The organism is Raoultibacter phocaeensis, assembly GCF_901411515.1.
Classification (GTDB): Bacteria; Actinomycetota; Coriobacteriia; order Coriobacteriales; family Eggerthellaceae; genus Raoultibacter; species Raoultibacter phocaeensis.
This window is the reverse complement of record NZ_CABDUX010000001.1, coordinates 480,471-493,320: the sequence shown is the minus strand read 5'-3', so window position 1 is coordinate 493,320 and position 12,850 is coordinate 480,471. Positions and strand designations below refer to the sequence as shown.

Sequence of the window (12,850 nt, the reverse complement as noted above, 5' to 3'; positions counted from 1 at the left end):
ATGATCGACAGCGCACGGACTATTCTGGTCGTCGAAGACGATGCGGCGATTCGCAACCTGGTGGCGACGACGCTTCAGGTGCACGGTTACCGGCATCGCGAGGCGTCCACCGGTAACAGCGCGCTGCTCGAACTCACCTCGGCAACCGACATCGATCTCGTGATCCTCGATCTCGGGCTGCCCGATGCAGACGGCGTCGATATCATCCGTTCGGTCCGCGGCTGGTCGCGTATGCCGATCATTGTGCTTTCGGCGCGTATCGAGGATGCCGACAAGGTGGAGGCGCTCGATGCGGGGGCCGACGATTACCTTGTCAAGCCGTTCTCGGTTGAAGAGCTGCTCGCGCGGCTGCGGGTGGCGTTGCGCAGGCTCGATGCGGGTATAGCCGCAGAAGAGGAAGCGGTCTACGAGAACGGCGATTTGCGTATCGATTACCGCGCTGCAAGCGCGACCTGCCACGGCGAGGACATCCACCTCACGCCGATCGAGTACAAACTGTTGTGCCTGCTTGCCCGCAATACCGGCAAGGTGCTTACCCATACCTACATCTTGAAGGAAGTATGGGGCACGGCGCTCTCTTCCGACATCCCGTCGCTTCGCGTGTTCATGGCGACGCTGCGCAAGAAGATCGAACCCGATCCAGCTCACCCCGTCTACATCCAAACGCACGTGGGCATCGGATACCGCATGATGCGAGTGGAAGATTGAGTGCTCCTTTTCTTGTGCGGCGCGGGCGGCTCCTGTGCATTTGCGCTTGCGTGTCCGTTTGGCCCACGCGCCTTGTGCGCACCATCTGTCAAGCCCCTGTGCGCACCGCTGTCAAGCGCCGCGCCTTGCGCGCGCGTTTGTCCATGCTCTCGCCCGCACCTGTCGGCGCGGAAAGGCTAGCGCTTCCGTTTCGCATCCGGGGGGAAGGAAAACCAGGCGACAACCAGCGACAAGGCGATGCATGCGATCACGCAGCAGATTGTCGTTGTGAATCCGAACAGATCGTTTATCGCGCCCCAGGCTATCGATGCGATGCCGACCCCCACATCGGTGGCGAGCAGGTAGAGCGCGTTGGCGGCGCCCCATCGTTCGGCAGGCGTGTTCTTGACGGCGACCGATTGGCATATCGGCATGCTCGCTCCGAGGCAGGCGCCGTAGAAGATGCCTGCTAGGTAGTACAGTGCGGCAACGTCACCTGCGGCGAGCAGCAACAGGTAGGCGATGATGCCGCATGCAACCGCAGCGGCGAGCACTTTAAAAGGTGCGACGCGATCCATGAACGCGTTGGACTTCAGGCGCACGGCGATCATGCTGAGGGCGGACACCGAGAAGAACAGTCCCGGATTGCCGATCCCGAGCGTCGTGCCGTACAGGCCGATGAAGAAGATGCCGAAGCCGAACGCGGGGGAGAGCACGATCATCGGAAGCGCTCCGGGCAGCGCGCTCGGCTCGAACACGCGGCGCAGCCCCCGCTGTTCGGGCTCCGCTTCCGCATCTTCGCCTCGATCGTGCGCTTCGCAGCGCATGCGGTACACCGACGTATCAGGGAGCTTTTGGGGGTTGCGTTCGTAGCGGCACAAAAGCGCGAGCACGAACATGACGATCGACATCGCAGCCAGTCCGATGAAGAGGTTTTCGGGGGGATCGGTGGAAACGAGAAGCAGTGCGAGCGCCGGTCCGACCGACATAGCGAGCGCCTGGCCGAGACCGTAATACCCGATACCTTCCCCGAGACGAGAAAAAGGCAGCACGTCTGCTGCGGCGGTGGCTGCAGCTGTGGTGACGGCGGAGAATCCAACGCCTTGGAAAAACCGGCATGCTACGAATGCAGCCGTATCGTTCGTGAAGATGGGCACGATGATTCCCCCAGCGAAAAGGCCGCTGCCGATCACCATGACGATGGCGCGCCCCTTTTGGTCGATGATAGGACCGCAGAGCACGCGTGCGAAGGCTGCGGCCACCGAGAACACGGCAGCAAGCAGGCCCGCATAGGTTGCAGTACCTCCGAGCCGGTTGATGTAGACCGACGTACCCGAGTTCAGGCCCTGACCCACGATGAAGCAGCAGAAGGCAACTCCTACGATCAAGATGAACGCAGGGGTCCAAAGCTTCGGTTTGCCGGAGCCGCTCGAATGTTTCGTGTGCGAAGGCATGCTTCCATGATACCCGTTATGCGGGCGAACGGATCATCCTGGGGGGATGAATCGGCCGAAGAGCCCTGATCGCCTGGCTTTCGCAGTGCAGTGGCTGGTGCCGCCGTGGAATTGCGCGCTCGATGCCGCTTCGTCGTGCTTGCGCCTGCAAGGCGGGGCAATGCGACAAGCTGATGACAAAGGCGCGCCGTCGGTCCGCTACGTTTTGACCGCTGTGTGCACTGCCGCGATGCCGCCGGTGAAGTTTTTCCAATGGACGTCGTGGAAACCCATGTTTTCGAGCATCGAGGCGAACGTGGCTTGATCGGGAAACGCCTTAATCGATTTGCTGAGGTAGACGAAGCCTTCTTTGTCTCCTGTGATGAGCCCTCCCCAAAACGGGATCATGTGCTTGAGATAGAACCCGTACAGCGCACGCCACGCGGGATTCGGCGGTGTAGAGAATTCCAGACATACGAGCGTGCCTCCCGGCTTGAGCACGCGATTGATTTCACTGAGCGCGCGTTGTCGATCGGGCATGTTGCGGATGCCGTAAGCCATCGTCACGATGTCGTAGCTGTTGTCGGCGTAGGGGATGTTTTGCGCGTCGACCACTTCGAAGTCGATGGGAACGCCGCATCCGGCACCTTCGTCATAGTGCGCTTTCGCCACTTCGAGCATTTCAGGAACGAGGTCGGTGATCTGAATGTGCGCCGGGCGCGCTGAGCGGGCGATCGTGAAGGATACATCGCCCGTGCCTCCGGCGATATCGAGGATGCGGCTTTCTTCGGTGATGGGCGCGCATTCGATCATGCCTTTGAGCCAGCCTTTGTACGCTCCGAAGCTTGAAACCGCATTGAACCGCTCGTACTTCTTCGCGATGGCCGAGAATATCTCGTAGACGCGCTGCGACGAGAGCTCCGCAGGGGCCTCTTCGCCGGTTGCGGTGTCGATCGTATGAGATGGGGCTGTGCTTTCGGCTGTCATGGCATCCTTCCGGGCGGGAGCCTTTTCTTCGGGTAATCACCGATGATACCCGAACTGAAGTGTTTTGCCGAGGCCCGCAACGGTTTCGGCAAACTCGTGTCGGTGTCCGTCGCGTACCGCGCTCAGTCCCAGCGCACTTGGGATTCGCCCGCACGCCGTCGCTTTTGCCGTAATGAAGTGTTTCCCGCTCTGAAAACTGCCGGAAACATTGCGCCGATAGTTTGATAACGGCAAGGTAATCATGCGTACCGAGGCGGTCTCGTGATATTGTATCGGTCTGTACCTGATAGGACCGTTGCTCGGCATCGAACACGTCGTTTGCGAACCGCGGCAACAGGTGAGGAGTGGTAACGAACATGGCGAAAGTAACCGACATTTACGGCAGCATGGTCTTCAACGATGCGACGATGCAGGAGCGCCTTCCTTCAACGACGTACAAGACGCTGGCAAAGACCATCGAGGAAGGCAAGCCACTTGACGAAGAGTGCGCCAACGATGTCGCCCATGCGATGAAAGAGTGGGCCATCGAGAAGGGTGCGACGCACTACACGCACTGGTTCCAGCCGCTCTCCGGCATTACCTCCGAGAAGCACGACAGCTTCATCGACCCCACCCCTGAAGGCCGTGCCATCATGAAATTCTCGGGCAAAGAGCTCATCCAGGGCGAGCCCGATGCATCGAGTTTCCCCTCGGGCGGCCTTCGCGCTACGTTTGAAGCGCGCGGTTACACCGCATGGGACCCGACGAGTTACGCGTTCATCAAAGACGAGGTGCTCTGCATCCCGACGGCGTTTTGCTCCTACACCGGCGAGGCGCTCGACAAGAAGACGCCCCTTCTGCGCTCGATGAGCGCGATCGAAGAGCAGGCAAAGCGCGTACTCGCGCTGTTCGGCGAGCCGGAGCGCCACGTCGTCACCACGGTAGGCTCCGAACAGGAATACTTCCTCATTTCGGAAAAAGACTACGCGCAGCGTCAAGATCTCATCTTGACGGGACGTACGCTCTTCGGCGCACCGCCGTGTAAGGGCCAGGAGCTCGAAGAGCACTATTTCGGCGCCATCCGTCCGTCGGTGAACGAATTCATGAAGGAGCTCGACGACGAACTATGGGCGCTCGGCGTGCCGGCTAAGACCAAACACAACGAAGTGGCGCCTGCACAGCACGAGCTTGCCCCCATCTTTACGAACGCGAACCGCGCCATCGACGAGAATCTGCTCACGATGGAGAAGATGCGCCTTCTGGCCTCGCACTACGGACTCGTATGCCTGCAGCATGAAAAACCGTTCGAGGGTATCAACGGCTCGGGCAAGCACAACAACTGGTCGATTTCGGCCGGCAAGACCAATTTGCTCGATCCGGGCGAAACGCCGATGCACAACCTGCGCTTCCTCGTATTCCTTACGGGCGTCATCCAGGCGGTTGACGAATACCAGGAACTCTTGCGCATGTCGGTGGCCTCCGCCGGAAACGACCATCGCCTTGGCGCGAACGAAGCGCCGCCGGCCATCATTTCGATTTTCTTGGGCGACGAGCTCGGCGAGATCGTCGATGCGCTCATCGACGACCACGAGTACACGAACGCTGAGAAGGTTGCCATGGATCTCGGTGTGGCGGTGCTGCCGAACTTCCTCAAGGACAACACCGACCGCAATCGTACGAGTCCGTTCGCCTTCACCGGCAACAAGTTCGAGTTCCGCATGCCCGGGTCTGCGGTGAACCTTTCCGATGCGAACATGGTGCTCAACACCGCGATGGCGAAAAGCCTCAAAGAGTTCGCCGACGAAATGGAAGGCAAAGCGGGAGCCGATTTCGAGCAGGCGGCCATCGCCTACATTAAGAAGACGCTGACCGACCACCAGCGCATCATCTTCAACGGCAACGGCTATTCCGACGAATGGCCGAAAGAAGCCGAGCGTCGCGGACTTGCCAACCACCGCACCACCGCCGATGCGCTGCCGTGCTACATCGACCAGAAAAGCATCGATCTGTTCGAGGAATTTGGCGTGCTGAGCGAGCCGGAGGTGCACAGCCGCTACGAAGTCAAGCTCGACAAGTACAACAAGCTTCTGAACATCGAGATCCGCGTGATGAAGCGCATGGCGCGCCGCACGTATCTGCCTGCCATCAACGAATACATCGGCGAGTTGGCTTCGACGTTGAACTCGATCAAGGCGGCGATGCCCGATGCCGATACGACGCAGCAAGAGGCGACGCTTCGCAAGCTGACCGACGGCGTGGGGAAGGCCTATGCGGCGCTGAATGCGCTCGACGCGCTCCATAAGGAGATCTCGGTGCTCGAGGACGAGCAAGAGAAGGCGAACCGTTACGCGCACGAGGGCATACCGGCCATGGAGGCCCTGCGCACCGAGATCGACCTGCTTGAGAAGCTGACCGACCGCGACCACTGGCCGGTACCTACCTACAACGACATTCTGTTCTACGTGTAGTCGAGATCGAAGTCCGCAGAACAGGGGTGTTTCGCAGACTGACCGCGAAACACCCCTGTTCCTTGCGGGATCAGACAGGACTCGTGTCTTCGACGGCTTTCGCAAAGCGGTCGGATCGGGTAGTGGTTTTCGCGTCCCACTTCACAGTGAACACGGTACCCGTCTGCTCCGAGCTCTGTGCGCGTATCGTGCCGCCGTGCTCTTCGGCCACTTCGCGGGCGATTGCGAGGCCGAGACCGTAGCCGCCGACGCCGCGTACCCGCGCCTTGTCGGCGCGGTAGAAGCGGTCGAAGATGTGGGGAAGGTCGTCGGCGGGGATGACCTCGCCCGAGTTGGCAACCGAAAGCACGAGAGCCTTCTCGGTGAGCGAAAGGTTCACGCGAACGAATCCGTGCTCGCCTGCATACTTGTACGCGTTGTCCAAAAGCGTGCTCACGAGCCGCTCGAGGCGTTGGGCGTTTCCCGGCAGAAGTAAGCCCTCCTCGATCGAGGAGGCGACTTCGATATCCTGCTCGAATGCGAGCGATTCGAACTGCAGAAGGTTGCGCTCGACGATGTCGCTTATATCGACGGGGGTGAACTCGCCAGTTTGCGGACCCTGTTCGGGTGTGGCCAAAACGAGCATATCGCCGACGAGGCGCTGCATGCTTTCCGCCTCGGTTTCGATGCTCTCGACCCATTGGCTTTGGCTTGCGATGGTCTTCTCAGGGTGTTTGAGCAAAATCGACGTGTTTGCAAGCATAACGGTAAGCGGTGTTTTGAGTTCGTGCGACGCATCGGCCACGAACTGCTGCTGCGCGCGCCACGATTCCTCGACAGGTTTCAGCGCCCATTTCGAAAACAGGAGGCTGATGGCGAAGAACACGACGAGCGCCCCTGCGCCCACAGCGGCCAGCGTGAGCGCGAGGCTTTGCCATCCTCCAGCCGACGCCTGGTCGGCAAACGCGATGAACGAGCCGTTTTCGGTTGCCCGCTTCGCATAGTACAGACCGAGCGAATCGATGAGGCCCGATCCGTCGGCAAGTCTCGTTGCCTGGTTGGTTGCTTGCTCGAGCACATCGTCGGTGATGGCCGCCGTTGCGGTATCCGATACAGCGGAAAGCGAACCGTCATCGTTGATGCGGTACACAGCTACGGGGATGAATTGCCGGCCTCGTTCCTTACCGCCAATCTCGAACGGCTTGCCGCCCTGTTCGGGAACGCTTCCCGTCGCCGCGTCGGCTTCGCCCTGAGCGTACGGATCCTCGGCTTCCGCCCCCGATTCGCCCTGCCCGAAGGCACCCCCCGAGGTTCCCGCGCCCGGTTCGTCCCCCTGCGGGGTACCGTTTGGCGGAATGCCTGCAGAAAAAGGCTCCCTCGCCATAGCGTCGTGATCGATCGCTGCACTCAGCGCTTCGTATACGCTGCTTTCAGCCTGCTGGTAGTTGATGACGCAGATGGTCGAGAACACGGCGAGCAGCACAACCGATACGATCGCCATGATGATGGCGACGAATTTGACGCGGAGCTTTTTCAGTGTAGCGTCTACGAGACGGCCCTCGCTTCGGGATTCGCATCGGATTGCGCACCAACGATGCATTCTGCGGCTCGCTCCGTCTTCTCTGGCTCGGCTGCGGCGACGTCTTCGCCCGTATCGGTCAGCCCTGAATCCGCCGACGTTCCGGCGGCTCGTTCGGCTGTCAGACGATAGCCCGCTTTGCGCAACGTTTCGATTGCCGCCTTCGACCCGAGGAACTTGAGTTTCTTGCGCAGAAACGAGATGTACGCTTCGACGTTGTTGTCTTCGGCACTCGACTCGATGCCCCACACTTTGGAGATGAGGGTTTCTTTCGAAATGACCTGGTTCGGATTGAGCATGAGGATTTTCAAGATCGAAAACTCCTTCAAGCCCAGATGGATGGACTTTGCGGCGTAGGTAAGATCGAAACTTTCGAGGTTGAGAGTCAGATCGGCGTACTCGAGGGTTTCGAAAACCACCTCGCCTTGGCGGCGGGTGAGGGCGCGAAGGTGGGCGAGCAGCTCGGCGGGCGAAAACGGTTTAGTCATGTAATCGTCTGCTCCGCTGTCGAGTCCGGTGATCTTTTCCGGCACGGCGTCGCGCGCGGTGAGCATGAGCACGGCGGTATCCACTTTGCGTCGGCGCAGCTCGGCTACCACGTCGAAGCCGTTCATCTTCGGCAGCATGACATCGAGGATGATGACATCGTACATGCCGCTTTCGCCGTATTCGAGCCCCGTTTTTCCATCGTGCACGACATCGACTTTGTAGCCGTTTTCCTCGAGGATGTGTCCGAGGGCGGCCGCAAGGCGCGCATCGTCTTCGACGATGAGTATCTGCATGATGCGGCTCCTTTCTCTCAGGCTCATGTCGTGCGTTCGACCTCACGTGCAGTGGCGGCGAGACCGAACATGCAGACTCGCTTCTGCAGTCCGCAGCAGGCCGCTCGCGCGAGCGGTTCTCTGCCGAAGGTTCGCTTGCTCGTTTGGCAGCGAGCCATCGATGCAATAAACCTATTGTACCCGCTTAGCTGAAATTGCCCTGAAACCCTTAGGTAATGGTTGCTGCATACGGCATGGCGAGCACTTCGAGCAGATTTTCTTCGTCATCGTATCGGTACACGATGACGAATGACGACACGGGGATTTTCCTGAGGTTATTGCCAAAGCGGCGTGTGAGCGATTTCGCGTACGTTCGAAGAGCCAATCTCGGGTAACGTCTCGAGCAGTTCCAACCACCTATCGATTTCAGCCAGTACGGTTTCTGAGTAAACCTGGGCAACATCGTCGATGAACCGATCGGCGTAGACAATCTTATGCATGGCGCTTCCTGCGTTTCGACGCTTCGGCGAATACCTCTTCGCGTGTAGTGACGTAGCGTCCTGCCTGAACGTCTTCGATGCCCTCACCAACGGCTTTCAACAGATATGCTTCGTATGCAGCATCTTCCCGCTCCCTGCGGATACGCTCCTCGAATACTTTCTCGCTCGTAAAAATGTATGCGGCTTTTCCGTTCTCGGTGATGCGGACGACGTTCTCTTTCGCGCAGTCCTTCACTTCCTTAACGTCTTTCGAGAGAGCGGTCAAGGGATAGATCGGTTCCATACACGGGTCTCCTTTCGCTGGGTGTCTTATTGCGGGCTACGAAGCTCACGCTTTTGCTCGATAAATCTGAGTATTATCGGATTTTAATCAGATCATATGCGGAAATCAATAGTCTCCTCCTAAGCCACTGCTAAAAACACGCTATCCGAGGCTGTTTTACGTCTCGTACAAATGCCTTTCAGGGAAATTTAAGCAACGGCTCGTAGCATAGGGTCGATCGAAGCTCTGCGCGCACGTGTTTGCGCCCGAGGCATCGAGAACAGAAAGGAAACGATATGAGTACCTATTCAGATGTTTTCGCACGTAAAGAGATGAAATACCGCTTAAGCGCCAAACAGCACCGTTGCCTTCTTGCTGCAGTCGAAGAGCACATGGAGCTTTCGGAGTACGGTTTTTCGCAGGTGCGAAGCCTCTATTTCGACACGCCGGAATACGCGATTATCGAACGCTCGCTCGATAAACCGCTCTATAAGGAAAAGCTTCGGCTGCGCACATACGGCGAGGCGACCGACAACACGCAGGCGTTTTTGGAAATCAAGAAGAAGTTCGAGGGCATCGTGTACAAGCGGCGCGTTTCGATGACGCTCGCTGCGGCGAATGCGTATCTGGGAGGTGAATCGTACAAGCGCGCTTGCATGGCAGCTCCGCTTGACGATCCCCTCGCCGCCGAGCAGTCGCTTTCCCGGCGAAGCCTTCAGATTGCTGCAGAGATCGATTTTTTCCGGGAGCGTTACGAGCGGCTGGCGCCCTCGATGCTTGTCATCTGCGATCGGGGGGCGTATGCCGATCCGCTTGCAAGCGAGCTGCGCATCACGTTCGACGCCGGCATCGTGGCCGATAGCACGGCGAAAAGCATCCGGCTCACGGAGGATTCCGAGCCGCTTATCGAACCCGGCGAGGTCATCATGGAGGTGAAGAACGCAGGACCGCTCCCAACGTGGCTCGTCGATGCGTTGAGCGCGGCGCGCGCCTTTCCGCAGTCGTTTTCGAAGTACGGTGCGGCGTACCTCTCGCTGGTAGGAAATCAGTCGCTGCGCACGGAGGCTGAAGCGTTCGTCCCGGTTGCTTCAGCGGCTCTTCTTGCCGATACGCCGCAGGGACGCCATGCGAAAAAACGCTCCAAATTCGGCTTCGTTGAAGGTGTGAAAGCCGACTCGCCGCGACACGCGGGGATGGCGCCGTCGTGCAGGTGCACCTCCGATGCGATAACGGCTCCCGCTTCACGCGGCCGCACTGCCGATGCGATAACGGTTTCCCGTCGCACTGCGAGCGCGAAAGCTGACCACGGCCGTCACGGTGCAACAAACGAGAGGAAGAAAACCTATGCTTGATTCTATGTTTACCTCGGTGTTCGGCACGAGCGATTCGCTTGTTGCCAATATATCCTCGACCAGTTTTCTCTGGTGCTGCCTCGCTTCGCTTGTGCTCGGCTGTGCGGTTGCGATGGTGTACATGTTCAAGCACAACTACTCGAAAAACTTCGTGGTCACGCTGGCGCTTTTGCCGCTTATCGTGCAGATGGTCATCACACTCGTCAACGGAAACCTTGGGGCGGGCATCGCGGTGATGGGCGTGTTCAACCTCGTTCGGTTCCGCTCCATCCCCGGCAGCGCAAAAGACATCGGCAGCGTGTTCTTCGCAATGGCGATCGGGCTTGCCACCGGGATGGGCTTCTTGTGGCTTGCGGCTGCGTTCACCGTGATCGTGGGGTTTGCAAACGTGATCTATGTAGTCTCGCCGTTCGGCAAGAAGAAAGAGCCGGGCAAAGCGCTCAAAATCACGATACCCGAAGATCTCGACTACACAGGACTGTTCGACGATGTGTTCGATCGCTATACCGATTCGCATGAGCTCATCGAGGTGCAGACTACCAACATGGGAAGCCTCTTTCTGCTTGAATACGAAATCCAGCTCAAGCGCCCCGGATACGAGAAGAGCATGATCGACGAGCTGCGCTACCGCAATGGAAACCTCAAGATATCGTGCGGCCGTCCGGCCGTTGCAAGGGACGTGCTGTAACTATGAACCATTCTTCCGAAACCACCTTCAAAGCGAAAACCACTCCGGTATCGGCGAAAGCTTCTGCAATGGAAACAACCTCTGCGGAAAAGGCAACCTCAGTAGCGCCAACAACCTCTACAGACGAAATGACCTCCGCAAGGGAGGCAATCTCAGCAGGGGAAATGGCCGCTACGACGGAGGCAGCCTGTGCGGCGGAAACCGCCCACGGCGTGCGCTCGGCGCCTACGCGAAGATCGGTCGGAAGCTTCGCCCTTTCGATCGGGCTTGCGGCTGCGCTGTGTTTGCCTGCCTGCTCGATGTCCGCCGAATCGCCGACCGGCGAGGCGGGCTCGTCCGGCACCTCGTCTACAACCGCTTCGGCGACTTCGACGGCCGCCACGACGACGGGCGCAGACGTCGTATCGTCCGCCAACGTCGCGGGCATGGATTTCGAGTACACCGATCGCGACAAAGATGCAAGCTTTGACGAAACGACGGCCACGCGCATCGGGCTGTCGCAAGAAGGTTCGACCGTCGACGGTTCGGGAGCCGTTGCGGACGGATCGACGGTTACGATCGCCGAAGAGGGAACCTACATCGTGTCAGGGGAGCTTTCCGATGGGCAGCTTGTCGTTGAAACGGCCGATACCGTGAAGGTGCAGATCGTTCTTGACGGTGTTACCATCCACAACGAAGAGGGACCGGCTCTTTACGTCAAGCAAACTGACAAATGCTTCATCACGCTGGCAGACGGTTCGGTGAACACGCTTTCCGACGGCGCGAACTACGTGCTTGAGGACGGTTCCGACGAGCCGTATGCGACCTTGTTCAGCAAAAGCGACGTGACGATCAACGGAACGGGCGCGCTCGCGGTGACGAGCTCGTATCGCCATGCTATCTGCTCGAAGGACGATCTCGTGATTACGGGAGGCGCCTTCACGGTGCAGGCGGTCGAAGACGGCCTGCGCGGTCGCGACTGCGTGAAGATCCTCGACGGCACGTTCAGCGTTGTTGCGGGCGGAGACTGCATCAAGTCGAACAAGGATACCGACGAAGTACGCGGATTCGTGACCATCGACGGCGGTACGTTCGACCTGAGTGCAGGCGACGACGGCATCCAAGCCGTCACGTATCTGCGCGTCGCGGGCGGCACGCTTTCGATCGAAGCGACGGACGATGCGATACACAGCGATCTCGATGCGCTGATTTCGGGCGGTGACCTTACGATCGACGCGGGCGACGATGCAGTGCACGCCGAAACTTCGCTTACCATCGATGGCGGTACGATCGACATCCGAAGCTGTTTCGAAGGCTACGAGGCGGAGAAACTCTTCATCAACGGCGGTGATACGCACATCGTTGCTGATGACGATGCGATCAACGCAGCGGCAGCCGAAACGCCGGCCGATAAAGCCGCCGCCGAAGCGAGCGGCACAGGCGCGTCGGATGAGAGCGCCGCGCAAGGTCCGGGAGGCGGTATGGTGCCCGGCGGATCGTTCGAGCAGTCGGGCGAAGAGGGCAGCGAGCGCATGCAGAACGGCGGAGCGCCCGACAACGCGTTTGCCGAGGGAGGCATGACCATGGGCGACGAAAACTGCCTCATCGAGATAACCGGTGGCTACACGGTGCTCGAAGCGGGCGGCGATGCGGTCGATTCCAACGGCACCGTCGAGATATCGGGCGGCGTGCTTCTGGTGACCGGTCCCACGAGCAGCGGTGACGGCGCGTTCGACTATGATCTTTCGGCAAGCGTTTCGGGGGGCACCGTGCTCATGGTGGGCTCGACCGGGATGGCCCAGAACTTCACCAGCGGCGAACAGCCTTTCTCGTTCAATACGATCAGCGGCAGCGCTGGCGAGTCGGTTGCCGTGACCGACGAAGCGGGTACCGTGCTCGTATCCTATACTTCGACCAAGCAGTTCGGCATGGTGCTTGCAAGTTCGCCTCTTTTCGAGGAAGGCGGCACGTATCAGCTCGTCATCGGCGGTACGGTTGCCGATGCGAACGCCGACGGATACGCTGAATCGGGCACGGTGTCGGGCGGTACGTCGACTTCGATAACCGCTTCGACCACACCGACAGGCGGCATGGGTGGCGGAGGCATGCCGGCGGGAACCCCCGGCGATGTGCAGCGCGGTATGCGGGGGTAACGTCGAGCTCCCGCGTTCCCGGTTTTCGATTTCATCTCGTGCC

General features: G+C 59.4%; 11 protein-coding genes. 5 read left to right on the top strand and 6 right to left on the bottom strand.

Features of this window, described 5'->3' with window-relative positions:
- Positions 1 to 708 (top strand): response regulator, encoded by a 708-nt coding sequence (locus FJE54_RS02050; RefSeq protein ID WP_139651037.1) that lies wholly within the window; start codon positions 1 to 3, stop codon positions 706 to 708.
- Between the two features lie 176 nt (positions 709 to 884).
- Here FJE54_RS02050 and FJE54_RS02045 read toward each other — a convergent pair whose 3' ends face one another.
- Together FJE54_RS02045 and FJE54_RS02040 are read right to left on the bottom strand one after the other, a co-directional pair.
- Positions 885 to 2,141: an MFS transporter gene (locus tag FJE54_RS02045; RefSeq protein WP_139651035.1), complete on the bottom strand. Its 1,257-nt coding sequence runs from the start codon at positions 2,139 to 2,141 to the stop codon at positions 885 to 887.
- Between the two features lie 198 nt (positions 2,142 to 2,339).
- Positions 2,340 to 3,107, bottom strand: coding sequence for a class I SAM-dependent methyltransferase (locus FJE54_RS02040; protein WP_139651033.1), 768 nt, complete (start codon positions 3,105 to 3,107; stop codon positions 2,340 to 2,342).
- Between the two features lie 356 nt (positions 3,108 to 3,463).
- Between FJE54_RS02040 and FJE54_RS02035 the strand changes: the two genes are divergently transcribed.
- Complete coding sequence (locus FJE54_RS02035) at positions 3,464 to 5,554, top strand: glutamine synthetase III family protein (protein WP_139651031.1); 2,091 nt, start codon at positions 3,464 to 3,466, stop codon at positions 5,552 to 5,554.
- A gap of 70 nt (positions 5,555 to 5,624) precedes the next feature.
- Here the strand turns inward: FJE54_RS02035 and FJE54_RS02030 are convergent, their stop codons facing one another.
- From FJE54_RS02030 to FJE54_RS02020, 4 genes are all read right to left on the bottom strand, one after another.
- Positions 5,625 to 7,133: a sensor histidine kinase gene (locus tag FJE54_RS02030; protein WP_139651029.1), complete on the bottom strand. Its 1,509-nt coding sequence runs from the start codon at positions 7,131 to 7,133 to the stop codon at positions 5,625 to 5,627.
- On the bottom strand, positions 7,079 to 7,894 hold the full coding sequence (locus FJE54_RS02025) for a response regulator transcription factor (protein ID WP_139651027.1): 816 nt from the start codon (positions 7,892 to 7,894) through the stop codon (positions 7,079 to 7,081). The genes FJE54_RS02030 and FJE54_RS02025 overlap by 55 nt, the downstream gene beginning before the upstream one ends.
- Before the next feature lie 314 nt (positions 7,895 to 8,208).
- On the bottom strand, positions 8,209 to 8,373 hold the full coding sequence (locus FJE54_RS15930) for a hypothetical protein (protein ID WP_180326505.1): 165 nt from the start codon (positions 8,371 to 8,373) through the stop codon (positions 8,209 to 8,211).
- Positions 8,366 to 8,656: a hypothetical protein gene (locus FJE54_RS02020; protein WP_139651025.1), complete on the bottom strand. Its 291-nt coding sequence runs from the start codon at positions 8,654 to 8,656 to the stop codon at positions 8,366 to 8,368. The genes FJE54_RS15930 and FJE54_RS02020 overlap by 8 nt, the downstream gene beginning before the upstream one ends.
- Before the next feature lie 275 nt (positions 8,657 to 8,931).
- Between FJE54_RS02020 and FJE54_RS02015 the strand changes: the two genes are divergently transcribed.
- From FJE54_RS02015 to FJE54_RS02005, 3 genes are all read left to right on the top strand, one after another.
- Positions 8,932 to 9,987, top strand: coding sequence for a polyphosphate polymerase domain-containing protein (locus tag FJE54_RS02015; protein ID WP_139651023.1), 1,056 nt, complete (start codon positions 8,932 to 8,934; stop codon positions 9,985 to 9,987).
- A complete protein-coding gene (locus FJE54_RS02010) occupies positions 9,980 to 10,675 on the top strand; it encodes a DUF4956 domain-containing protein (protein ID WP_139651021.1) in 696 nt (231 codons plus the stop codon). Before FJE54_RS02015 ends, FJE54_RS02010 begins: the two co-directional genes overlap by 8 nt.
- Positions 10,676 to 10,839: 164 nt before the next feature.
- Entirely contained in the window at positions 10,840 to 12,807 is a 1,968-nt protein-coding gene (locus FJE54_RS02005; RefSeq protein WP_255467172.1) for a carbohydrate-binding domain-containing protein, read from the top strand.
- Positions 12,808 to 12,850 lie beyond the last annotated feature (43 nt).